The organism is Mesorhizobium sp. WSM1497 (assembly GCF_001672455.2).
GTDB lineage: Bacteria > Pseudomonadota > Alphaproteobacteria > Rhizobiales > Rhizobiaceae > Mesorhizobium > Mesorhizobium ciceri.
The window spans coordinates 6,612,069-6,635,018 of record NZ_CP021070.1 but is presented as its reverse complement, the minus strand read 5'-3'; the positions used below and the strand labels follow the sequence as shown (position 1 = coordinate 6,635,018).

Here is a 22,950-nt window from a genome sequence, read left to right as displayed (position 1 = left end):
TTTGGGAACGAATTCACGACTTTCCCGGCATCGACGGCCAATGTCGCACAGGTGCTTGCCGGAAGTAAGCACCCAGTCAAAGGAGGATCCTATGAGCGCCAATGCCATTATTCGCATGCCCGACGAGAAGAAGGGGATCATGCTGCGGGGTCAACCTATGGTCTTCCTCGTCACCGGCGAAAACACCAAGCACACGAGCATGTTTGACTGGACGATCCCAGCGGGATTCGCCACCGGACGGCATGTTCACCGTGTGCAGGAAGAGACGTTCTACCTGCTCGAAGGTGAGTGTGCGTGGCATGTCGGCGACAAGACGGTTCGCGCAACGCCCGGAACCTATCTGTTCATTCCACCGGGAGTGCCGCACGACATCACGAATGTCAGTGAGAGACCCGCCCGCGTGCTGATGACCGTCTCTCCGCCTGGCCACGAACGCTACTTCGAAGAACTTGCCAAACTCGCGGCGCAGGGTGCGCCGGACCCAAAGGCCCTCGCTGAGCTGCGGAACCGCTACGATACTGACCAGCTCTCGACTTTGACGACACGCGGGTAGGCATCTGTCACGGCGGCCCCACGGCAGCTTCTGGCCCATTGCGACATATCGCGCTGGCGCACGAGCTTGGTCGCTATCGGCGCAAAGCGGACGTGATCTTCATCGCATCACGCCGAAGGTTATGGGTACACGACCTGGCCTAAAGCGGATCAGTAATCTCTGAAAAGCTGGACCGCTCGAAGAAAGCCTCAGCCGAACTTGCGTTGCGCATCCAGCGCCAGGCCAAGTCCGACCGAGCCGAACATGTCGCCTTCGATGACGGATGCCTGCGGCACCAGCGACAGGATCTCTCGTTTGGCCAGCGGGATCGCGGTCGATCCGCCGGTCAGGAACACCGCGGTGATGTCGGACGGCTTCACCTCAGCGTCCCTGATAGTCTGCCCGACCGTTGCGGTGACCCGCTCGATGTCCCTGGCAATCGTCGCGTCGAGCCCGCTGCGCGTGATTTCGGCGGTGAACTCCGCACCCGGCAGCTTCACAGCGACCTCTGCGGATGACCTGTCGGTCAGCTCTATCTTGGCCTTCTCGACACGTGCGGCCAGCGCGTGTCCGTAGCGGTGTTCGACGACGTGGATGAAACGGTCGACCAGGTCGGCGCGCTCGGCCTCGTAGCGGATCTGGCGCAGATGCGTCATCGCCTTGGCGGTGTAGACCAGGTTGATGCGCTGCCATGTGGCGAGGTCGATGAAATAGCTTGCCGGCAGGTTGCGCTTGCCGTCCTTGGTCGGCGTCAAATAGCCGAGCCGCGGCATGACATGGGCGATGCTCAGCAGCCGATCGAAATCCGTGCCGCCGATATGGACGCCCCGGCTGGCCAGGATGTCGTCCTTGCGGTCCGGCGAACGGGAGCGCTGCGGCGAGACCCGCACGATCGAGAAGTCCGACGTGCCGCCGCCCATATCGATGATCAGCGCCAGCTCCTCGCGTGTCACCTTCTGCTCGTAGTCGAGCGCCGCCGCGATCGGCTCGAACTGGAAAGCGATGTGCTTGAAGCCCTGGGCACGCGCGGCGTTCTCGAGTTCGCTTTGCGCCTTCGCGTCGGCCTCGGCATCGTCATCGACGAATTGCACCGGCCGGCCAAGAACGACGGTCTCGACCGTATCGCCGGCATCGGCTTCCAGCCTCTTCTTGAGATGGCCGAGGAACATGCCGACGATCTCCATGAAGCCGATCGACCGCGATTTGATGCGGGTCTTTTCATGGGCCAGCGAACTGCCGAGCACGCTCTTCAGCGAACGCATCAGCCGGCCTTCGATGCTGTCGGTGTAATTGGCGATGGCCTGGCGGCCAAAGCAGGTGCGGTTGTCCTCGAAGTTGAAGAACACGGCACTGGGCAGCGTGACCTGGCCGTTCTCCAGCGCGACGAGGCGCGGCTGCCCGTTGCGGACCACGCCCACGGTGGAGTTCGAAGTGCCGAAGTCGATGCCGCCGAAGGCTGGTCGCATGACAAGTTCCTGCATTTGTCGTCGGCGAGCCGACAGGCGCCATGAGAAATCGCGCGCTGTCCGGGGACGGGCTGCTCTGCCGAACCGAATTGTTTGTGTCTGCCATTTGGCTGGGGAGCGCGGTCTACCGCATGCCTCGGCAAAGGGAAACCACTTTTCGGGGAAAATCCTAATCTCGCCGGAAGATCAGCCTTCCGAGCCAGCCGGTCAGCATGGCCAGCGATATCGCGAAGACGCCGTAGAGGAAGGAATAATTGTGCGCGACACGGAAGATCGACTGCTCGAAACCGGATTTGCGGATTTCGAGCTGGGCCGAGCTTTCCTTGATGAACAGGCCGCTCTTGAACAGGAACGCGCGGGCTTTGTGGGTTCCAACCGGCACATTTGGCGCCAGCCTCACTGTGGCGCGGAAAAGGTTCTGCGACAGGAATTGCACGCCGCCGACATTCTCGCTGTAGAGCCCGGTCGCCGACTTGCGCTCCCGCAGTGCCGCCGTGAACTCCTCGATCGTCGCCGGGCTGTCGCCGGCATCGGCGGGCTGCATGTAGAGGTTGGAGGCGCCGAGCGACAGCTGCTTGTAGCTGTTGGGTTCGGTGATGTCCTGCAGCGGCCGCGTCGTCGCCACCGAATAGGAGACGGGCACGTTTTCGAAGGTCTCAGAGTCCAGATTGACCCAGACGCCGAGCACCCTGTCCTTGCGACGCACCACCACCGGTTTGGGCGGACCTTCGAGCACGACGATGACGTCGTAGCGGCCCTGGCGCGCGACGAGTGGATCCGGGTTTTCCAGCGAACCGAAGATGGTCAGATCGGCCCCGGAAAAACCGGCGGTGATCGAGACGTTGTCGGTGGAGAGACCGATCTGGATGCCTTCGGTCAGCGGGACCTGTGCCTTCGCCGGCACGGCGGCCGCAAGCAGCGACAGGACAATGGCGGTTGCGAATGTGCTGCGAGCCTTCATCAGTTGAGGCCCGCGGCAGACAGCGAATAGAGGTTGGGCGGGGTGACGAAAAGATCGATCGCCAATCGTATCGCCACCGCCAGCACCAGCAGTGCCAGCAAGGCCCTGAGCTGCTCGCCGCGCAGCCTCTGGCCGGCCTTGGCACCGTATTGCGCGCCGGCGACGCCGCCCGCCATCAGCAGGAAGGCCAGCACGACATCGACTGTCTGGTTGGTGGTGGCGTGGACCAGCGTCGTATAGGCGGAGGTGAAGATGATCTGGAACAGCGAGGTGCCGATGACGACATTGGTCGGCACTTTCAGCAGATAGATCAGTGCCGGCACCATGATGAAGCCGCCGCCGACGCCCATGATCGACGACAGGAAGCCGATGCCGGCGCCAAGGCCAAGGACGGGGATGACGCTGACGAACAGTTTTGACGCCCTGAACCGCATCTTCAGCGGCAAGCGGTGGATCCAGTTGTGCTGGCCGGATTTCTTCAGCACCGGCGCCGCACCGCTGCGCGTCGCGCGCAGCGCATTGACGCTTTCGACCAGCATCAGCCCGCCGACGGTGCCGAGCAGCACGACGTAGAGCAGCGAGATGAACAGGTCGAGCTGGCCGAGCCTGCGCAGGAAGGCGAAGACGTAGATGCCGCCGGTGGAACCGACAATGCCGCCGGCCAGCAACACCCCGCCGAGCTTGAGGTCGAGCGTCCCTCGCTTCATGTGCGAAAGGACGCCCGAGACGGAGGAGGCGATGACCTGGTTGGCGCCGGTGGCGACAGCGATCGCCGGGGGGATGTTGTAGAAGATCAACAGCGGCGTGATGAGGAAGCCGCCGCCGACGCCGAACATGCCCGACAGGAAACCCACCGCCGCGCCCATGGCCAGCAGGACGAAGATATTGACGGAAATTTCCGCGATCGGGAGATAGATGCCCACCCGTCAGTCTCGATCAGTTCTGCCTGTCGGCGAATGCAACCGTTGCGGGCATCTTGGACCGACAAGCCAATTCGTTCTTGCGCCGGAGGTGCTGCGAAGTCAAACCGCGCTACGCCGCCGAAACAAAAAACATCTCAATCAGTTAACAGGCGAATGTGTGGCAAGGGCGTCGTGGAAGCGACGCCTCTGCCGTTATTTGCGCGCCAGCAGTGCCTTCACCAGGTTTTCGTCGACTTCGCCGGTCGCCGCCATCTTGTTGTCGGTCTGGAAAGCCATGATCGCGGTCTTCGTTTTCTGGCCCATCTTGCCGTCGGCGCCGCCGGCGTCGTAGCCGTTCTTGTTGAGAATGCGCTGGATGTTCTGGACGGCCTTCTTCATGTCGATGCTGGCGGTCGTCTGCGGCGCGCCGTCCTGCCAGGACTCGGGAATGTCGGCCGAGTTGGCTGCCGCATCCAGCGGCTTGGCCTTCCACAGCTCGGTCGCGGCGCGGGCGCGCTCGAGCTGCTCGGGCCGCAGCGCATTGGCGATCTCGTCACGCTTGGCCGCCGCATCCTTGTCGCCTGTCTTGGCGACGAGCGCGAACCATTTGTAGGACTCCTCGAGGTTCTGCTTCATGCCGACGCCCTTGGCGGCGAGGATGCCGAGATTGAACTGGCTGTCCTTGACGCCGACGTCGGCCGCCGCCTGGAACCAGTGCGCGGCCGATTCATTGTCGGTCACGCCGTCAGCCGCCATGGCGAACAGCACGGCCAGATTGTGCATGCCGCTGGCGTTGCCCTGTGCCGCGGAAAGCTGGTACCAGGTCTTCGCCTTCTTGATGTCGCGCGCGACGCCGATGCCCTTTTCGTAGAAATTTCCGATACGGTATTCGGCCGGCGCGAAGCCGAGTTCCGCCGATTTCTCGTACCATTTGGCCGCTGCCGCCATGTCTTCCTTGACGCCGCGCGACTCGGCATAGCGCGAGCCGATTTCGAACAGCGCCTTGGCGTCGCCGCTGGCAGCGGCATCACGCAAGGCGGCCGGGCCGGCGTCAGCGGGAATGTCGAATTTTGCCGTCGTCGCCGGCGAAGCGTCCACCGGCGGAACCGCGCCCGTGGTGTCCTTGGCGGTGGTCGGCTCTGTCGCCATAGGCTGGATGCCGGTGGCGGTATCGGTATCGGCAGGTTCGGCGGCGACCGGAACGGTCGAGGCCGGCGCAGCCGAGGCTGTCGTCGTCTCGGACACCGCTGGGTTCGCATCGGCCGATGTAGCCAAGGCGACGGGGGCGGGAACCGGTTCTGCGATCGGCGCGGCACCCATCGACGGCTCGGCGCCTGGCGGCGTGGCAATCATGCTTTGCGCGACCATGTCGTCCTTGGTTGCCGGTGCGGATGGCTCGGCCTGTCTGACGGCATGGTCCGGCGCGCTTTCCACTGCCGCGGGCTGCGCGTCCGTCTTTGGCTGGCTCGCGGCATCGAGCGAGGCGGTTTGCATCGGCTGCGAGGCGACGATCGGCACGACATCGTTGCTCGCCACCTGGGCCGGATCGGCGAAGAAGGCCTTGCCCAGTTGCAGGGCGCCCAGCGCCAGCAGGATCGCGGTTGTCCCCATCAGGATCGGCTTGCGCCGTGCCTTGAGCAGGTCGCCGATCCGCAGTGCCTTCACCGGTCCGGTCACCGTCGACTGGCGCTTCAGCGCATCGGCCTCGGCGGCCGCGGCCTGCGCCGCGCGCCGGGCAGCGGCGATGAAATCCGATTTCGCGGCATCGGTGTCGCTGGGCTTGGCCGGCTGGCCGCGCTCGTCACGCACGCGCTTCATGATGGCATTGAGGTCAGGTGCGCCGGAGCCGGGCTCCAGCGGCCGGTTGGCCATTTTCGGATCGAGCGGCTCGTCGAGATCGACGCTCGGTATTGGGGCACTCGGCGCTGAGCCGGCCAGTGGCGGGATATCCGCCTCCTTCTTGCCCTTGAAGGCGCGGGCCAGCCCGCCGAACAACGATTTGCGGCCGCCGGCCTGTCCGCCTTTCTCGGCGATCGTGTCCGAACCGAGCGCGGCCATGGCCGCCGCCGCGGCAGCCTCGGCCGGCGTGCGCGTGCCAATACCAATACCGAGGTCGCTACGCATACCCAGGTCGCCGCGTGCACCCGGCTCATTGCGCAGGATGGCGGCGGCACGGCCATCGAGATCTGCCATGTCCCCAGTCAATGGCAGGGGCTGATCGATATCCATCGACGGCGCGTCGACGGCCATTTTGGGTCGGCGCACGCCGCGCCAGTTGCTCGGCTCGGCCGGTGCCGCATCCAGCAATTCGCTCATCGCCTCGACCGGCTCGCCGGGTTCGAGCGAACCCAGCCGGTCGACGATCTTGAGCAACGTATCGTGGATGGCCTCGAACGTTCTCGAATTGCGTTCGTCGGAGCGCCGCGTCAGCGTTTCAAGCGTCTTCAAATCCTGGGCGAGGCCGGAAACCGCGGTCGCATTGGCGCTCGAACCGGCCAGCGATTGCACTGCGTTCTCGGCCGCTTCGCGCGCCGCGCCAAGGATGGAATCGCGGGTTCCTGCGAGCGACTTTTCAATTTCGTTGAGACGCGGGCTGATGTCCTCGAATTCCGGCAGCGGGGTGCTGGGCTTGGAAAGATGGGCCGACAGGCCGGCAACCTGTGCTTCCAGGCTGCGGATCAACGCCGGATCGATGCCGGCGACCTGTGCGGCCGACGCGTCCAGCCGGCTTGAAATGTCTTCGAGCCGGCTCTCCAGTCCGCGGATCGCCGCTTCGCCCGCGGGATCGGGCACACGCGTTTCAAGGCGCTTGGCGAGCGCCGTAAAGCGGGCATCGATGGCTTCCATGATGCCGACGCTGTCGACCTGCGGCATGCGCTGGTCGAGCCTGTCAGCAACCTCGTCCAGCCTGCGCTCGAGATCGCGGAACAGCATGTTGCCCTGCTCGATGGCGTCACCCTGGCGGCGTTCCATCATGCTCGACAGCACGTCGAAGCGTTGCTCCAGCCCATGGAAGATGTAGTCGGCGTCAGGCATGGCGGGTGCCTGGTCGATCTTGTCGGCGATGAATGCGATCTGCTTGGCCAGGCGCTCCATCGCCTGCTCCGGCAGATTGGCGCGGCCGGCGAGTTCGTCGACCCGGCCCGACAGCGTGCTCAACCGGTCCATGACCGCGTTGCCGGGACGATCCTGCGCCACTTCCTGGATCTGGCCGGCAAGCGAGTCGATCCGTCTCTCTATGCGCTCGAAAGCCTCGTGGTCGAATGAATTGGCTTGCGCGGCGACCGTCGATGCCACGATGGCGCGGGAAATCTCGTCCAGCCGCTCGTCGATCATGCCAAGCGTGTCGCTGCCGCGATTGTCTTGCTGGCTGGCGAAATGGTCGACAGCGCCGGCAAGCGTGCGCACCTTCTCCTCCAGCGAGCGCAGCGACAACGATTCCGGCAAATTGTTGACGGCATTGCTGATCTGCTCGAGCCGGGCGGTGAGAGCAGACAGGCCCGGGTCGTCCGAGCGCTTGCGCTGGTCGGCGTCGACGCGGTCTTCGAACGCCGTCCAGCGGCGATCGAAATCGTCCCAGCGGCGGTCGACCTTCTGCACGCTCTCTTCGCGTGCCAGCGTTTCGAGTGCGGCTTTGACCTGTTCGAGCTCGAGGCGCAGCATGTTGACGCTTCTGTCGTCGCTCTTCTCGGCCAGGGTCTGGATGGCGCCCGAAAGACGCTCGAACTCAAGGCCGAGTTCAGCACTGCCCTTGGCCGAAGCACCGGGCCTTGCGCCTGACTGGAAGGCCCGCTCGATGTCCTTGCGTAGCGCTTCGAATTCCCGCTGCAGGCCTGCGGTCATCTGGTGGCGCAATTCCTCGCGCATGCCGCGCAATTCGCCGGCGATCTTGCCGACCATGGCAACGCCATCCTCCTGGCCGCGCACGCGATCGATATCGCGGGCAATGGCCTGGTAATTCTGCTCGAAAGCGGCGGCTCCCTGCATCGGGCTCTTCGGACGCGACGCGGGCTGCGGGTCCTCATACCAGCGCTGCTGGCCAGAGGGCCGGGCGGCGGGGTAGCGCGCATCGGCACCATATTGGCGGGGATCGGGTTGGCGGAGTTCGGGACGTGCCATCGGATCCTCGCGCGTCCGCTCCGGCCGCTGCTCCAGTGTCTCCAGCGACTGGTTCAACTGATCGAGCGTGGTCTGCGGCCTGCGCTGCCTGCCGGCATTGAGTGTATCGAGATAGGACCGCTTGCTGTTCATCGGTGCGTCCGTCTTTCAGAATGGCTGGCTCGCGGCCAGTTCCCCCAGGTCCCTATCGGAACGAAGGCGACCGGCGGCGATGCCGCGGCGGAAGACGAGCTTCCCGGGCTCTCGCCCGCGCTCCGAAAAACCGTGAAAAATTCGATACAGGATAAACACGGGTAGCCGACGCGCCCACATTTCCCCCAACGTGGTAAACAACGCGTTAACCAAACTTAAGAAATCGAAAGGATGTTGGCTGCCGGCCTGACGGTGCGGCATAAAGGGCGGGGCGCAGAACGCCCTTGCGTCATCCTGCGGCAATCGGTATAGAATTGACGTAAACGTAAAAGGCGCATTGAGCGCATGTTTGCGATTTGTTTGTTGAAACCACGACTGGAAGCAGGCCCCCGCTTCCAGTCAGGCGACGCACGGTCCAGGACCGCGACGCCACCAGACGGGGAAAGCCAGTGACCATGAAGCTTATCTCGGCCGGCGAGACCGCGGCCAATACCAATATGTCTGCCGAAGCCGGCGAGGACCTCGTCCGCATCGGCGAGATGGCGAAGAAATATGGAGTGACGCTGCGCACGCTGCGTTTCTACGAAGACAAGGGCCTGCTCAACCCGCAGCGCGACGGTTCGACCCGTCTCTACACGCGCCGCGACAAGGCCCGCCTCAAGCTGATCCTGCTTGGCCGCAAGGTCGGATTCTCGCTGCGCGACGTCAAGCAGATGATGGATCTCTACGATCCGACCGGTTCAAACACCAAGCAGCTCAAGCTTGCGCTGGATAAGTCGGAAAAGCAGCTTGCCCGCCTGCAGAAGCAACGGGCGCTGATCGACGACGCCATCAACGAACTCAGCGGCTCGATGTCGGCGGTGCGCCAGATGCTGAGCGAGCGTTCGGCGCCGCAGGCGAGCGCCGCCAGCTGAAGCAATTCCGTCAGGAATTGCGCCAGACACCAAGTCGTCTGCTGATTGTCCGAGTTCTGTCTAGCCGCGTGGCCTGCCACGCGGCTTTTCGTTGTCCTGGCCCACTCTTATGGCCTTTCGGCGCTGGCTTGCGCAACGTCGCGCCGCTACGCTCATTGCTCCAGGGGGGCGGGGAATCTTGTCGCATCGAGAAAATTGACGTTTACGCAAACGTCAATTTTTGCTATCCCGCTCCCAATATGGGTCCGCATGCCGCCCTGGCTTGTCTTCGGGGCATTCGGACCGGGTTTGCAGGGTGGAGAAAAAGCATGCCGACATACAGGGCTCCGGTCCAGGATACGCTGTTCGTGCTCAACGAGGTTCTGGGTTATCAGCGTTATTCGAACCTTCCCGGATTTGCCGACGCCACGCCCGATGTGCTCGAGGCGATCCTCGCCGAAGGCGCCAAGCTCGCCGAAAACGTCATGCATCCGCTGAACCGTGTCGGCGACATGGAAGGCTGTGTGCGTCACGACGATGGCTCGGTGACCACGCCGAAAGGCTTCAGGGAGGCCTTCGACCAGTACCGCGAGGGCGGCTGGATGGGATTGGCCGCACCCGTCGAGTTCGGCGGCCAGGGCCTGCCCTATGCCGTGCACACCGCCGTCGCCGAATATATGGTCTCGGCCAATATGTCCTTGATGATGTATCCGGGCCTGACGCAGGGCGCAATCGCGGCAATCATCACCCACGGCACCGACGAGCAGAAGGCGACATGGTTGCCGAGGATGATCGAGGGTGCCTGGACCGGCACCATGAACCTGACCGAGCCGCATTGCGGCACGGATCTCGGCCTGTTGCGGACCAAAGCGGTGCCGAACGGCGATGGCACCTATAAGATTTCAGGCCAGAAGATCTTCATCTCGGCCGGCGAACACGACATGTCGGACAACATCGTCCATCTGGTGCTGGCCCGCATCGAGGGTGCGCCGGAAGGCGTCAAGGGCATCTCGCTGTTCATCGTGCCGAAGCTCAAGCTCGACCCGTCGGGCAATCCGGGCAACAGGAACACCGTCTCCTGCGGCTCAATCGAGGAGAAGATGGGCATCCACGGCAATTCGACCTGCGTCATGAACTATGACGAGGCTGAGGGCACGCTGCTCGGCGAGCCCAACGGCGGCCTGAAGGCGATGTTCACGATGATGAACGAGGCGCGCCTCGGTGTCGGCCTGCAGGGGTTGTCGCTGTCGGAGATCGCCTATCAGAACGCTGTCGGCTACGCCAAGGACCGTTTGCAGGGCCGCTCATTGTCTGGGCCGAAGGCGCCGGACAAGAAGGCCGATCCAATCATCGTCCATCCCGACATCCGCCGCAGCCTGATGACCATGAAAGCCTTCAACGAGGCCGGCCGCGCGCTGGCGCTGTGGACGGCGATCAAGTCCGACATCGCCCACCGCTCCGGCGACGACAAGGATCGCCAGGCCGCCGACGACTACACCGGCCTGATGACGCCGGTGGTCAAGGGCGTGCTCACCGACAAAGGGTTCGACCACGCCGTCATGGCGCAGCAGGTGTTCGGCGGTCACGGTTATATCGAAGAGCACGGCATGAGCCAGTTCGTGCGCGATGCCCGCATCGCCATGATCTATGAAGGCGCCAATGGCATCCAGGCGCTCGACCTCGTCGGCCGCAAGCTTGGTTTGCATGGCGGCCGCGCCGTGCAGGCCTTCTTCAAGGAAGTCGGCGAATTCTGCGAGGAGAACCGCGCTAACGAGAAGATGGCGCCGTTCACCAAGGCGTTGAAGAAAGGTCTCAATGATTTGCAGGCGGCGACCATGTGGCTGGTGCAGAACGGCATGGCCAAGCCCGACAATGCGGGTGCCGCCTCGACCGACTACATGCATCTCTTCGGCCTTGTCGCTCTGGGCTATATGTGGGCGCAGATGGCCAAGGTGGCACTTGGCAAGACGGACGCCAATGGCGCGCAATCTTTCTACGACAACAAGGTCGTGACGGGGCGCTTCTTCATGGAGCGGATCATGCCGGAGACGTCGGCGCATCTCGCCCGCATTTCGAGCGGCGCCGACACATTGATGGCACTGCCGGCGGAAGCGTTCTAAGCTCGACTTCACTGGCCTTTCTGTCTGTCGATACGCGGAGGAAATCGTGGCGACAAATCCCGCCGAAGTGCTCTCTTTGCCGAAGCCCGCCTGGGCGGCGGACGAGGTCGGCATGCTCTACGACATGGCGCATCGCTTCATGTCGGAGGAGATCGCGCCGCGCTACGACGAGTTCGAGAAGAACGAGATGGTCGATCGCGAAAGCTGGCTGAAGGCAGGTTCCGCCGGCCTGCTCTGCGCTTCTATGCCGGAGGAATATGGCGGCTCCGGCGGCACCTTCGCGCATGAGAGCGCCATCATCGAGGCCATTGGCCATGTCGGTGTCGACGGGTTCGGCATCGGCCTGCACAATTCGATCGTCGCGCCTTATATCCTCCACTACGGCTCCGAGGAGCAGAAAAAGAAATGGCTGCCGAAGCTGGCGACCGGCGAGCTGATCGGCGCCATCGCCATGACCGAGCCCGGCGCCGGCTCCGATCTGCAGGGCGTCAAGACGCGAGCGCAGAAGGATGGCAACCACTACAAGATCAATGGCTCCAAGACCTTCATCACCAACGGCCAGCTTGCGAACTTCATCATCGTCGTCACCAAGACCGATCCGGAGAAGGGCGCCAAGGGCACCTCGCTGATCGTCGTCGAGACCGACGAGGTCGAAGGTTTCCAGCGCGGCCGTAACCTCGACAAGATCGGGCTCAAGGCCAACGACACGTCGGAGCTGTTCTTCAACGACATGCGCGTGCCGACCTCCAATTTGCTCGGCCACGAGGAAGGGCAGGGCTTCGTCCAGTTGATGCAGCAACTGCCGCAGGAGCGGCTGCAGATCGGCACGGGCGCCATCGCCATGATCGAGCGGGCGCTGGCGCTGACCATCGACTACGTCAAGGAGCGCAAGGCGTTCGGCAAGGCGATCATCGATTTCCAGAACACCCAGTTCAAGCTGGCCGAACTCAAGACCGAGGCCACCATCGGCCGCGTCTTCTACAATGATTGCGTCACCCGCCACATCGCGGGTGGCCTCGATCCCGTGACAGCGTCGATGGCCAAGTACTGGCTCAGCGACCTGCAGGGAAAAGTCGTCGACGAATGCCTTCAACTGCATGGCGGCTATGGCTACATGAATGAATACCCGATCGCCCGCATGTTCCGCGACGCCCGCGTCCAGCGCATCTACGGCGGCACCAACGAGATCATGAAATTGCTGATCGGACGCTCTCTCTGAAGGCGACATCAGGCAAACCCAAGGAGCAAGCAAATGGCTGAAGCTTATGTCTATGACGCCGTGCGCACACCGCGCGGCAAGGGCAAGAAAGACGGATCGCTGCACGAGGTGCCGGCGGTGCGGCTTGCCGCCAAGACGCTCGAGGCGCTGCGCGACCGCAATGGGATGGACACTGCAAACGTCGACGACATCATCTTCGGCTGCGTCGATCCGGTCGGCGAGGCGGGTTCGGTCATTCCGCGCGCCGCCGCCTTCGAGGCCGGCTACGACACCAAGGCGCCCGGCATGCAGATCTCACGCTTCTGCGCTTCCGGGCTCGACGCCATCAATTTCGGTGCCGCCAAGATCGCGCAGGGAGCGGACGAGATCGTCATTGCCGGCGGTGTCGAATCGATGTCGCGCGTCGGCATGGGCGCCTCGGGCGGTGCCTGGTTCATGGATCCTTCGGTCGGCCTGCCCGGCTGGTTCGTGCCGCAAGGCATCTCGGCCGACCTGATCGCCACCAAATACGGCTTCAGCAGAGACGACGTCGACGCCTATGCGGTCGAGAGCCAGAAGCGCGCCGCCAAATCCTGGGCGGATGGCCGCTTCAAGAAATCCGTCATCCCGATCAAGGACCAGAACGGCCTGACCATCCTCGACCATGACGAGCATATGCGCCCGTCGACCGACATGCAGTCGCTGGCCTCGCTCAACCCGTCCTTCGTCATGCCCGGCGAAATGGGCGGCTTCGATGCGGTCGCGGTGCAGAAGCATCCCGAAGTGGAAGAGGTCAACCACGTCCATCATGCCGGCAATTCGTCCGGCATCGTCGATGGTGCGGCGGCCGTGCTGCTCGGTTCGAAGAAGGCCGGCAAGGCGATGGGGCTGAAGCCCCGCGCGCGTATCCGCACCTTCGCCAACATCGGCTCCGAGCCGGTGCTGATGCTGACCGGTCCGGTCGACGTCACCGAGAAGCTGTTGAAGCGCGCCAAGATGAAGCTCTCGGACATCGACCTGTTCGAGCTCAACGAAGCCTTCGCTTCGGTGGTGCTGCGCTACATGCAGGCTTTCGACATTCCGCATGACAAGATCAACGTCAATGGCGGTGCCATCGCCATGGGTCATCCGCTCGGCGCCACCGGCGCGATGATCTTCGGCACGGTGCTGGACGAACTCGAGCGGCGCGATCTCAACACCGCTCTGGTGACACTGTGCATCGGCGCCGGCATGGGCACCGCAACCATCATCGAACGCGTCTGACGGGGAGAGAAACGATGAGCTACACCAATTTCACCCTCGACACCGACGCCGACGGCATTGCGCTGGTCACCTGGGACATGCCCGGCCGTTCGATGAACGTCTTCACCGAAGAGGCGATGCGGGAATTGAACGCCATTGTCGACAAGGTGGCTGGTGACGCCGCCATCAAGGGCGCCGTGATCACCTCCGGCAAGGATACCTTCTCCGGCGGTGCCGATATCTCTTTGCTGCAGAAGATGCTGACGACCTTCGCCGCGGAAAAGGGCAAGGACGCCGAAAAGGCGACCAAGGCGCTGTTCGACAATGCCGGCATGATGACCGGCCTGTTCCGCAAGCTGGAAACTTGCGGAAAGCCGTGGGTGTCGGCGATCAACGGCACCTGCATGGGCGGCGCCTTCGAATTGTCGCTCGCCTGCCACGGCCGTGTCGCCGCCGATAGCGACAAGGTGAAGATGGCGCTTCCCGAGGTGAAGATCGGCATCTTCCCGGGCGCCGGCGGCACCCAGCGCGTGCCGCGGCTGACCGATCAGCAGCAGGCGTTGCAGATGCTGACCTCCGGCCAGACGCTGTCGCCGCAGAAAGCCAAGTCGATGGGCCTGATCCATGAGATCGCCGAGCCGGCCAGGTTGGTCGAGACCGCCAAGGCGATGATCAGGAATGGGCTGAAGCCGGTGGCGCCATGGGACGAGAAAGGTTTCAAGCTGCCAGGCGGCCAGATCTATTCGCCGGCCGGTTTCAATCTGTGGCCGCCGGCGATCGCCATCCTGCGTCGCGAGACCTATGGCAACTATCCGGCCGCCGCCGCGATCCTCAAATGCGTCTATGAAGGCCTGCTGGTGCCGTTCGACACCGCCTTGCGCATCGAGCAGCGCTATTTCACCGAGATCATGCAGACCAGGGAAGCGGCGGCGATGATCCGCTCGTTGTTTGTGTCGCTGCAGGAACTGAACAAGGGCGCCCGCCGCCCGGCCGGCGTGCCCGAAACCAAGTTCAAGAAGATCGGCATTCTCGGCGCTGGCTTCATGGGCGCCGGCATCGCCTATGTCACCGCCAAGGCCGGCATCCCGGTGGTGCTGCTCGACCGTGATCTGGAGTCGGCCGCCAAGGGCAAGGCGCATTCCGACAGCCTGGTCTCGGATCAGGTCAAGAAGGGCCGCGCCAAGCCGGAGGACAAGGACAAACTGCTGTCGCTGATCACGCCGACGGCGGACTACGCCGACCTTGCCGGCTGCGATCTGGTGGTCGAGGCGGTGTTCGAGGATTCGGGCGTCAAGAAGAGCGCCACCGAACAGGCGGAAGCCGTGTTGAAGCCATCGGCGATCTTCGCGTCGAACACCTCCACCATCCCGATCTCGTCGCTGGCCAAGAATTCGGCGCGGCCGAAGAATTTCATCGGCATCCATTTCTTCTCGCCGGTCGACAAGATGATGCTGGTGGAGATCATTTTGGGCAAGAAGACCGGCGACAAGGCGCAGGCCACCGCGATCGACTTCGTTCGCGCCATCAAGAAGACGCCGATCGTCGTCAACGACACGCGCGGCTTCTACGTCAACCGCTGCGTGCTGCGCTACATGTCGGAAGCCTACAAGATGCTGATCGAAGGTGTGCCCGCGCCGATGATCGAGAACGCGGCGAAGGCAGCCGGCATGCCGGTCGGCCCCCTGGCACTGACCGACGAAACGGCCATCGACCTTGCCCAGAAGATCATGAAGCAGACCATCAGGGATTTGGGCGACAAGGCGGTCGATCCCAAGCAGATGGCGCTGATCAACACCATGGTCGACGATCACGGCCGCTTCGGCCGCAAGAACGGCAAGGGTTTTTACGATTATCCGGCCAAGCCCGCCAAGAAGAAGCTGTGGCCGGGCCTCAGGGATCTCTATCCGCAGCTTGCACCCGAGAAGGTCGATTATGAGGAACTGCAGCAGCGGCTGCTGGTCACCATCGCGCTCGAAGCGGCCCGGGTGATGGAAGAAGGCATCGTCACCGACCCGCGCGAGGCCGATGTCGGCTCGATCCTCGCCTTCGGCTTCGCTCCCTATACCGGCGGTGCGCTGTCCTACATCGACGGCATCGGCGCCAAGGCGTTCGTCAAGATCGCCAGAAACCTGCAGAAGAAATACGGCGCCGAGTTCAAGGCGCCCAAGCTGCTGCTCGACATGGCCGAGAAGGGTGAGAGCTTCTATCAGCGCTTCGATCCCTATGCGAAAGGCGAGACCAGGAAAGCGGCGTGAGTAAGCCTTGCACTGTGGACAAGATGGCGGTCCGGGGTTAGAACAGGGAAGGTATTTTTTCCTGTTCAAAGGAGAGCGACACATGCTCTCGCATGACCGTGTCTGGGCTGCCATTGATGCTCTTGCCGAGCGCTATTCGCTTTCGGCCTCGGGGCTGGCCAAGCGTGCGGGGCTCGATTCCACCGCCTTCAACAAGTCGAAGCGCCTGTCGTCGGACGGCCGGCCGCGCTGGCCCTCGACCGAATCACTGGCAAAGATCATGGAGGCAACGGGCGCTTCCCTCGACGAATTCACCGGTTTGATTGAAGGTCGGGCCGGGGCCAGCCATGCGGCTTCGGTCGCCCGCCGAAACTCCGTGCCGCTGCTCGGCTTTGCCCAGGCCGGCGCCGGCGGCTTCTTCGACGATGCCGGCTTTCCAGCCGGGCAGGGCTGGGATCTGATCGAACTGCCGACGCAATCGACCGAGAGTTCCTATGCTTTGCAGGTGCAGGGCGATTCCATGCTGCCGCTCTACCGCAATGGCGACGTCCTCATCGTCGAACCGGGCGCCGTTACCCGCAAGGGCGATCGCGTCGTCGTCAAGACCACATCAGGCGAAGTGATGGCCAAGGTGCTCGAGCGCCAGACCGTCAGGTCGATTGCGCTGGTCTCGCTCAATCCCGATCATCCCGACCGCGATATTCCCATGCGCGATGTCGAATGGGTGGCGCGGATTGTCTGGGCAAGCCAATAGGTTAAGCTGGTGCGGCTTCTCCATCACGCGCTGGCGGTTCTGATGGTCCCTGTGATGGCAGCCATCGTCGTCACTGGCGGTCACATTCTGAAAGGTAGCGAAAGCGTCATTACGGTGGACCAGCTTGAGCCGGGCGCCGATGCGATGGCGCAGCAGGCTGCCGGGACGCTGCCCGAGGAGCCGGCCACATCGGCCATTGCAGCTCCGCAGCCGCCGAAGCCGGCGACGCATTCGAGGGCGATCGATCCCGAAATCGTCGCGCCGCCGGAACTGCCCGCCGACGGGCTTGAACGGATCGAGCCGCGCGAGCCGTTGAGCAAACTCGCGCTGGCCGTGCCGCCCAAGCCGAAAATGCCTGACGACTGGAACGGCACAAAGCTGTTCCAGCCGGTTGCGCCGGCCGCCGGCTTGATCGAGGCGAAGGGCTACTCGGTCGCGGTTTCCGGCATCGACATCGTCAGGCAGGACGAGATTTGCAGCGAGGACGGCAAGTCCTGGCCGTGCGGCGTCCGGGCGAGGACAGCGTTCCGCGCCTTCCTGCGCGGCCGCGCGGTGGTCTGCACGGTGCCGCCGCAGGGCGGCCGCGACCTGATCGCAGCCGAGTGCCGGATCGGCAAGCAGGATGTCGGTCAGTGGCTGGTCGAAAATGGCTGGGCGCGCGCCGCCAAGGGCGGCCCCTATGTCGAGGCCGGCGACAAGGCGCGCACGGGCAGGAAGGGCATTTTCGGATCGGCGCCCGATCTGTCGGGCATGCCGGCGATGCCGGCCGCGCCAAGCCCGGCACCTCAGGCGCCGGGTTCGATCCTGGAAGAGGTCGACGGCGTGCTCAAGCCAGCTGACCAGCCAGCGCCCGCTCAATGAGCGCACGCGTCTCGGCAACGCCATAGAGTGCTGCGAACGAGCCGAAGCGCGGGCCGCGCTCCTGGCCGATCAGCACCTGGTAGATCATCTGGAAGAAGGCGCCCGATACGCCGGGGCCGCCTTCCGGGCTCTGCTTGGAATGATCCTGATAGCGCTCGATCCTGCGTGCGACGTTGAGCGAGGCGTTCTGGATCGCTTCGCCGCTGGCGTCGGCGGGCAGCGCGCCAAGTGCTTCGTCGAGGGCTGCCAGCGCTTCGCGCTCGACCTCGTCGGCGGGCCGGAAGGTTTTCGTCGGCTTCACGAAATCGTCGAAATAGCGGATCGCATGGCCGACCAGCCGGTCGAGCTCTGGATGCGTCGCCGGCGTCACGCCTTGCGTATGACGTGAAATGAACCCCCACAGCACATCCTTGTTCTGCGCGTTGGAAGCGCTGACCAGATTGAGCAGCAGAGAGAACGGCACCGGCATGTCGATCGCGGGCGGGTTGCCGTCATGCATATGCCAGACCGGGTTGCCCAGCCGCTCCTTCCAGTCCTGGCGGGGATAGGCGGCGAGGAACGTGTAGTATTCATCCACGGCCCGCGGGATGACGTCGAAATACAGCTTCTTGGCCTGCCGCGGCCGTTGGTACATGTAGAGCCCGAGGCTTTCGGTCGGCGCATAGGTCAGCCACTCGTCGATGGTCAGCCCGTTGCCCTTCGACTTCGAGATCTTCTGGCCGTTCTCGTCGAGGAACAGTTCGTAGACGAAATGCTCCGGCGCCCGTCCGCCCAGAATGTTGCAGATACGGTCGTAGACCACCGCATTGGTCTGGTGGTCCTTGCCGAACATTTCGAAATCGACGCCAAGCGCTGCCCAGCGCATGCCGAAATCCGGCTTCCACTGCAGCTTCACGCGGCCGCCGGTGATCGAAAGCGTGGTCTCGGTGCCCTCGTCGTCGAAGGTGATGGTGCCGGCTTTGGCGTCGACATGCTTCATCGGCACGTAAAGCACGCGGCCGCTCTTCGGCGAGATCGGCAGGAACGGGCTGTAGGTCGCCTGCCGCTCGGGCCCGAGCGTCGGCAGCATCACCGCCATGATCTGCTCATAGCGCTCGGCGGCGCGCTTGAGCATCGCGTCGAAACGGCCGGCCTTGTAGTATTGGGTCGCGCTGGCGAACTCGTAGTCGAAGCCGAACGTGTCGAGGAAGCGGCAGAGCATCGCATTGTTGTGGTCGGCGAAGCTCGCATAGTCGCCGCCGAAGGGGTTGGGGACCGACGACAGCGGCTTGTGCAGATGCGGCTCGAGTGCGGCGCGGTCCGGCACGCTGTCGGGTATCTTGCGCATGCCGTCCATATCGTCGGAAAAGCACAGCAGCTTGGTCGCGACCTTGTCCTGCGTCAGGACACGGAAGGCATGGCGCACCATCGAGGTGCGCGCCACCTCGCCGAATGTGCCGATATGCGGCAGGCCGGACGGCCCGTAGCCGGTCTCGAACAGGACCGTTTGCGGAAAGTCGGCGCCTTTGTAGCGCTCGATGATCTTTTTGGCTTCCTCGAACGGCCACGCCTTGCTTTCGGTCGCGGCCGCCAGCAGCTCGGGGTTGAGATCGATGATGTTTGATCCCGCCATGTCACAGTTTTCCAAATCATCTGCCGGCCCGAAGGCGGGCCGCAGCAAGGGTTTTTCAACCGGTCTCTAGGCGTGCAGCGCCGGAGCGTCAACGCGTGCGGCGCTTTTTCCTTGCGGTGCAGAACGGGCGTTCCTAACTTCGAGGCCCGGTTCAAGGAGAAAAAATTGCCGACACCTCATGAAGCCCTGATCTATCTGATGGTCATCACCTCGGCCTCCGACCGCGACATGACCGATGTTGAACTGGCGCGGATCGGCGAGGTCGTCCGCTCCTGGCCGGTGTTCGAGGACTTCAACCACGACAGGCTGGTCGGCGTCGCCCAGGATTGCCAGAAGCGCCTGCACGAAAAGGATGGGCTGGAGGGCGTGCTGGCTGAAGTCGCCGAGGTCTTGCCCGAGCGGCTGCGCGACACCGCCTATGCCGCCGCCTTCGAGGTTGCCGCCGTCGACCTCGAAATGCGCATGGAAGAGGTGCGGGTGCTGCAGCTGATCCGGCGTCAGCTCGATCTCGACACGCTGACGGTTGCTGCCATCGGCCGCGCGGCCAAGGCGCGGCTGCGTACCCTGACCTGAAAGTCCTTGGCTTTAGAAAAAACTGACGGGGAAATAGCGCAGATAAAATTCGGCGAACGTGCCTTTCATCGAAATTTCCTGCAGCGCGTAGTCGATCGCTGCGGCCAGCGCCGGATTGTCCGCTTTGGTGGCGATGGCCATGCCCGTGCCCAGATATTCGGGCGCCAGATAGGGCCCGCCGGCAAAGCGGCAGCAGCCCGCCGCGTCCGAGCCACCCAGCCAGAAAGCCAGGCGCATGCCGTCGCCGAAGGCGGCGTCGACCTTGCCGGCCTTGAGATCGGCATACAGTTCTTCCGGCCTGTCGAAAGGGACGACCTGGACCGTGTTGAAATAGTCGCGCAGCATGCGCTCATGCGCCGAGCCTGATATCACGCCGACACGCTTGCCGTGCAATTTGTCAAAGACGGGCTCGGTCAGCGCCTTGCCCTTCGGCATGATGAAGCGCGCCGGAAACTGCAGATAGGAGCGTGAGAAGGCGTAGGTCGCGCGCGATTCCGGTGTGGCGGCGATGCCGGCGATGATCGCCTCGCCTTCGCCTTTCTGCAGTGCGCCTTCCAGCTCGGCCCAGGGCAGGGCCTGGATCTGGCATTTTTCGACAATGCCAAGCTCGGCGCAGATGGCGCGTGCCAGATCGATATGGAAGCCGGACAGCTTTCCCGCACCGTCGAGGAAGTTGAAAGGCGGGAAGTCCGTGGTGGTCAGGAACCTCAGCCGGGGCAGCGTCGAAAGGTCTGGCTTGGGCAGCCGCTCCTTGGCATCCCACAGCACCGGAACCTGAGGCGCCGCGGCGCGCGCACCGTCGGCGAACGACAGCAACCCGATCAGCATCGCAAAGGCGAAGGACCTCCACCGGAACGCCAAGATAAAACTCCGCCACAGTCGTGCTCGCACCGGTTTTGGTACGAAAATTGTACAGGCACAATGGTTTTTGATTTCAACACGCCGATTTCAGGATATGATTTAGCCGGTTTGCAAATCAGCTTCGGTCGCCTCGGTGAGAGGGAGCCACAAAATAAGTATGCGATTTGCAATCCGTGGTCGGTGGCGAAGTGTAAATCAGGCACGCATCATTGGCCGCAATGCACAAGGCAACATGGGGTTGATGTTGCGATGGGTCAGTTCGATCGCACGCTGGAATACATAGACCAACTGCAGCACGCCGCAACGGCGGCGGCGGTCTGCGAAAGGCTGCTGGGCATAACATCGGATTTCGGTCTCACCGCACTGATGGCGGGAACCGTCCCGCAGCCAGGCACGCCGGCCGGCCAGCAAAAGCAGCATGTGCTTCTCTGCGATTGGCCTGGCGAGTGGCTGGAGCGCTATGTCGCGCGCAACTATGTCGATCATGACCCGGTCGTCAGCCATATGAAACAGTTGCAGGCGCCCTTCCAGTGGCACGAAGCGTCCCAAGGCATCCGCATAGACAAGAGCAGCGGCGAGGTGATGGGCGATGCCGGCGCCTTCAAACTGCGCGATGGGTTGGCCTTTCCGCTGATCACGCTCGACGGCCAGATCGTCATGGTGTCGCTGGGCGGCGAGGCCGTGGAATTGTCCGCCGCCGAATTCGGCCAGGTGTCGCTGGTCTCGACCTACGCGGTTGGCCGCGCCATGCAACTCCACACCATGGCGAACAGGACCATCGATCATATCGTGCTGACGCCGCGCGAGCGCGAATGCCTGCAATGGGCGGCCGTCGGCAAGTCCGAATGGGAGATTTCGCAAATCCTCGGCATTTCCGAACACACCTCGGAGAAACATCTTCTTAACGCCAAAAGCAAACTAGGTGCCGTCAACAGGGTGCAGGCCGTCGCGGAAGCGATACGGCGCGGCTACATTAGTTAGGTCGGCCGTGCCGACCTGAAATCCTTGCCTACGCGATCACGCAATTTTCTCATCAAAGCACGGCCGTATCTTCCTCTGAACGCAGGAGACGGCGGAATGCTTTTTTCCCTTACAACCCAGGAATTGATGGAACGTCCCGACCTTTGGGAGGCCGTCCATCGTTTGCGCTACAAGATATTCGTCGAGGAGATGGGGTGGGATGACCTCAGGCGCCCCGACGGGCTCGAACTCGACCAGTTCGATCACGACGAGGCGGTCCATCAGATCGTCATCAGGGGCGGTGAAGTGGCGGGTTATCAGAGGATGTTGCCGACGACGCGGCCACATCTGCTGACCGAGGTCTTGACCGATCTTTCCGAAGGAACGCCGCCGTCGGGTCCAAACATCTGGGAATTGACCCGCTATGCGGTGGCTCCCGGTTTTCGCGATGGCCGTCGCGGCGTTTCGACCGTCGGCACCGAACTGATTGCCGGTTTCGTCGAGTGGGGGCTGAAGCGCGGTGTCGACAAGGTGATCATCGAGTTCGAGCCGATGTGGGTGCTGCGCGCCTTGCAACTGCATTTCCTGGCGACCCCGCTTGGCTATCAGCGCACCTATGGCAACCAGCAGGTGGTCGCCACCTTGCTGACCTTCAACGAGCACACACTCGATGTGGTGCGGTCGCGCCGCAATCATTTTGCTCCCGTGCTGGCCAGGGGATATCCCGACATGCTCGGGCAAAGGCGTGCGTCATGAGATCGGAGACAGTCATGAGCACACACCCGCAACCTGAACTTCGCAACCACACGCTGGTGGTCACCGTGTCGTCGAGTGACGGCCGGCCGGTGCTGGACAGGAGGGCCTATGAAAGCCTGGCAAGGACCTTCCATGAAGCAGCCGACAATGAGGAGGTTCGCGTCGTCGTCTTGCGCGGCCTGGCAGGCTGTTTCTGTCTGGGCGGCGACTTCTCCGAATTCCTCGACGCCACCAAGCACCAGAAACTGATCGCCGCCGTCACCGACCTGTTCCGCACGCTGGCGACGTTTCCAAAGCCCATCCTTGCCTGCGTCGATGGCGATGCCGTCGGTGTCGGCTGCACCATCCTGTTCCATTGCGACATGGTGATCGCGTCCGATGAGAGCACGTTCAGGGTGCCGTTCGTCGATTTCGGCCTGGTGCCGGATGCGGCGACCAGCATCCTGGCGCCGCAGAAGCTCGGCTACGCCGGTGCCTTCCGCTTCTTCTGCCTCGGCGACACGCTTCGCGCCGAAGATGCCAGGGCGCTCGGCCTGGTCGCGGAGATCGTGCCGGGAGGCACCGTCGAGGAGGCGGCCCTTGGTCGGGCAAGACAGCTCGTCAAGAAGCCGGTCGCCGCCCTGCTGCAGACGCGCGGCCTGCTGAAGGGGAACACCGAGGCCCTCTGCGACCGCATCGATCAGGAGATCTCGCTTTTCCAGCAGGCGCTGCAGGATGATACGACGCTGCGGCGATTGCAGCGTATCGCCAGGCTGGCGGCTTAAGCATCATGAT

18 protein-coding genes are annotated in these 22,950 nt (G+C 63.4%); 12 read left to right on the top strand and 6 right to left on the bottom strand.

Annotated elements, in window-relative coordinates; genetic code table 11:
• Positions 1-91: 91 nt before the first annotated feature.
• Positions 92-553, top strand: a complete 462-nt coding sequence (locus tag A9K65_RS32240; RefSeq protein WP_013533666.1) for a cupin domain-containing protein — start codon at positions 92-94, stop codon at positions 551-553.
• A gap of 188 nt (positions 554-741) precedes the next feature.
• Here the strand turns inward: A9K65_RS32240 and A9K65_RS32235 are convergent, their stop codons facing one another.
• The 4 genes from A9K65_RS32235 to A9K65_RS32220 form a co-directional block, all read right to left on the bottom strand.
• On the bottom strand, positions 742-1,998 hold the full coding sequence (locus A9K65_RS32235; protein WP_064995782.1) for an Hsp70 family protein: 1,257 nt from the start codon (positions 1,996-1,998) through the stop codon (positions 742-744).
• 169 nt (positions 1,999-2,167) lie between these two features.
• Complete coding sequence (locus tag A9K65_RS32230) at positions 2,168-2,959, bottom strand: TIGR02186 family protein (protein ID WP_013533664.1); 792 nt, start codon at positions 2,957-2,959, stop codon at positions 2,168-2,170.
• Entirely contained in the window at positions 2,959-3,882 is a 924-nt protein-coding gene (locus tag A9K65_RS32225) for a sulfite exporter TauE/SafE family protein (RefSeq protein ID WP_013533663.1), read from the bottom strand. Before A9K65_RS32225 ends, A9K65_RS32230 begins: the two co-directional genes overlap by 1 nt.
• 192 nt (positions 3,883-4,074) lie before the next feature.
• On the bottom strand, positions 4,075-8,112 hold the full coding sequence (locus A9K65_RS32220; protein WP_064995703.1) for a peptidoglycan-binding protein: 4,038 nt from the start codon (positions 8,110-8,112) through the stop codon (positions 4,075-4,077).
• Between the two features lie 455 nt (positions 8,113-8,567).
• On the opposite strand from A9K65_RS32220, the gene A9K65_RS32210 reads away from it, so the two are divergent.
• The 7 genes from A9K65_RS32210 (at position 8,568) to A9K65_RS32180 (ending at position 17,414) form a co-directional block, all read left to right on the top strand.
• Positions 8,568-9,026 (top strand): MerR family DNA-binding transcriptional regulator, encoded by a 459-nt coding sequence (locus A9K65_RS32210; protein ID WP_013533661.1) that lies wholly within the window; start codon positions 8,568-8,570, stop codon positions 9,024-9,026.
• 308 nt (positions 9,027-9,334) lie between these two features.
• The gene (locus A9K65_RS32205; RefSeq protein WP_024503172.1) at positions 9,335-11,125 is read left to right on the top strand and encodes an acyl-CoA dehydrogenase; all 1,791 of its coding nucleotides are present in this window, start codon (positions 9,335-9,337) and stop codon (positions 11,123-11,125) included.
• 46 nt (positions 11,126-11,171) lie between these two features.
• The gene (locus A9K65_RS32200; protein ID WP_024503171.1) at positions 11,172-12,344 is read left to right on the top strand and encodes an acyl-CoA dehydrogenase family protein; all 1,173 of its coding nucleotides are present in this window, start codon (positions 11,172-11,174) and stop codon (positions 12,342-12,344) included.
• A gap of 33 nt (positions 12,345-12,377) precedes the next feature.
• Positions 12,378-13,586 carry an acetyl-CoA C-acetyltransferase gene (locus tag A9K65_RS32195; RefSeq protein WP_024503170.1) on the top strand — a complete coding sequence of 403 codons (1,209 nt, stop codon included), beginning with the start codon at positions 12,378-12,380 and terminating at the stop codon, positions 13,584-13,586.
• A gap of 14 nt (positions 13,587-13,600) precedes the next feature.
• Positions 13,601-15,820, top strand: a complete 2,220-nt coding sequence (locus A9K65_RS32190) for a 3-hydroxyacyl-CoA dehydrogenase NAD-binding domain-containing protein (RefSeq protein ID WP_064995701.1) — start codon at positions 13,601-13,603, stop codon at positions 15,818-15,820.
• A gap of 82 nt (positions 15,821-15,902) precedes the next feature.
• Positions 15,903-16,553 carry a helix-turn-helix transcriptional regulator gene (locus tag A9K65_RS32185; protein WP_064995700.1) on the top strand — a complete coding sequence of 217 codons (651 nt, stop codon included), beginning with the start codon at positions 15,903-15,905 and terminating at the stop codon, positions 16,551-16,553.
• A 9-nt stretch (positions 16,554-16,562) separates the two neighbouring features.
• Positions 16,563-17,414, top strand: coding sequence for a thermonuclease family protein (locus tag A9K65_RS32180; RefSeq protein ID WP_348629580.1), 852 nt, complete (start codon positions 16,563-16,565; stop codon positions 17,412-17,414).
• Here the strand turns inward: A9K65_RS32180 and A9K65_RS32175 are convergent.
• The gene (locus A9K65_RS32175; RefSeq protein ID WP_063170009.1) at positions 17,380-19,026 is read right to left on the bottom strand and encodes a lysine--tRNA ligase; all 1,647 of its coding nucleotides are present in this window, start codon (positions 19,024-19,026) and stop codon (positions 17,380-17,382) included. The two genes, A9K65_RS32180 and A9K65_RS32175, sit on opposite strands and share 35 nt — an antisense overlap.
• Positions 19,027-19,191: 165 nt before the next feature.
• On the opposite strand from A9K65_RS32175, the gene A9K65_RS32170 reads away from it, so the two are divergent.
• A complete protein-coding gene (locus tag A9K65_RS32170) occupies positions 19,192-19,599 on the top strand; it encodes a tellurite resistance TerB family protein (RefSeq protein WP_013533653.1) in 408 nt (135 codons plus the stop codon).
• Positions 19,600-19,611: 12 nt separating this feature from the next.
• Here the strand turns inward: A9K65_RS32170 and A9K65_RS32165 are convergent, their stop codons facing one another.
• Complete coding sequence (locus A9K65_RS32165) at positions 19,612-20,460, bottom strand: transporter substrate-binding domain-containing protein (RefSeq protein WP_064995699.1); 849 nt, start codon at positions 20,458-20,460, stop codon at positions 19,612-19,614.
• 249 nt (positions 20,461-20,709) lie between these two features.
• Here A9K65_RS32165 and A9K65_RS32160 point away from each other — a divergent pair, with 249 nt between their 5' ends.
• The 3 genes from A9K65_RS32160 to A9K65_RS32150 all read left to right on the top strand — a co-directional run bounded on the left by A9K65_RS32160 (position 20,710) and on the right by A9K65_RS32150 (position 22,940).
• A complete protein-coding gene (locus tag A9K65_RS32160) occupies positions 20,710-21,441 on the top strand; it encodes a LuxR family transcriptional regulator (protein WP_013533651.1) in 732 nt (243 codons plus the stop codon).
• A gap of 96 nt (positions 21,442-21,537) precedes the next feature.
• Positions 21,538-22,176 carry an acyl-homoserine-lactone synthase gene (locus A9K65_RS32155; protein ID WP_013533650.1) on the top strand — a complete coding sequence of 213 codons (639 nt, stop codon included), beginning with the start codon at positions 21,538-21,540 and terminating at the stop codon, positions 22,174-22,176.
• A 14-nt stretch (positions 22,177-22,190) separates the two neighbouring features.
• Positions 22,191-22,940, top strand: a complete 750-nt coding sequence (locus A9K65_RS32150; protein ID WP_013533649.1) for an enoyl-CoA hydratase-related protein — start codon at positions 22,191-22,193, stop codon at positions 22,938-22,940.
• The last annotated feature ends 10 nt before the right edge of the window (positions 22,941-22,950 follow it).

Bases quoted from the DNA above. Each gene is read 5' to 3' on its own strand.
- A9K65_RS32195 (WP_024503170.1), top strand. From the start codon at position 12,378: ATGGCTGAAGCTTATGTCTATGACGCCGTGCGCACACCGCGCGGCAAG.
- A9K65_RS32160 (WP_013533651.1), top strand. From the start codon at position 20,710: ATGGGTCAGTTCGATCGCACGCTGGAATACATAGACCAACTGCAGCAC.
- A9K65_RS32205 (WP_024503172.1), top strand. From the start codon at position 9,335: ATGCCGACATACAGGGCTCCGGTCCAGGATACGCTGTTCGTGCTCAAC.
- A9K65_RS32220 (WP_064995703.1), bottom strand. From the start codon at position 8,112: ATGAACAGCAAGCGGTCCTATCTCGATACACTCAATGCCGGCAGGCAG.
- A9K65_RS32235 (WP_064995782.1), bottom strand. From the start codon at position 1,998: ATGCGACCAGCCTTCGGCGGCATCGACTTCGGCACTTCGAACTCCACC.
- A9K65_RS32155 (WP_013533650.1), top strand. From the start codon at position 21,538: ATGCTTTTTTCCCTTACAACCCAGGAATTGATGGAACGTCCCGACCTT.
- A9K65_RS32175 (WP_063170009.1), bottom strand. From the start codon at position 19,026: ATGGCGGGATCAAACATCATCGATCTCAACCCCGAGCTGCTGGCGGCC.
- A9K65_RS32210 (WP_013533661.1), top strand. From the start codon at position 8,568: ATGAAGCTTATCTCGGCCGGCGAGACCGCGGCCAATACCAATATGTCT.
- A9K65_RS32240 (WP_013533666.1), top strand. From the start codon at position 92: ATGAGCGCCAATGCCATTATTCGCATGCCCGACGAGAAGAAGGGGATC.
- A9K65_RS32150 (WP_013533649.1), top strand. From the start codon at position 22,191: ATGAGCACACACCCGCAACCTGAACTTCGCAACCACACGCTGGTGGTC.
- A9K65_RS32185 (WP_064995700.1), top strand. From the start codon at position 15,903: ATGCTCTCGCATGACCGTGTCTGGGCTGCCATTGATGCTCTTGCCGAG.
- A9K65_RS32190 (WP_064995701.1), top strand. From the start codon at position 13,601: ATGAGCTACACCAATTTCACCCTCGACACCGACGCCGACGGCATTGCG.
- A9K65_RS32230 (WP_013533664.1), bottom strand. From the start codon at position 2,959: ATGAAGGCTCGCAGCACATTCGCAACCGCCATTGTCCTGTCGCTGCTT.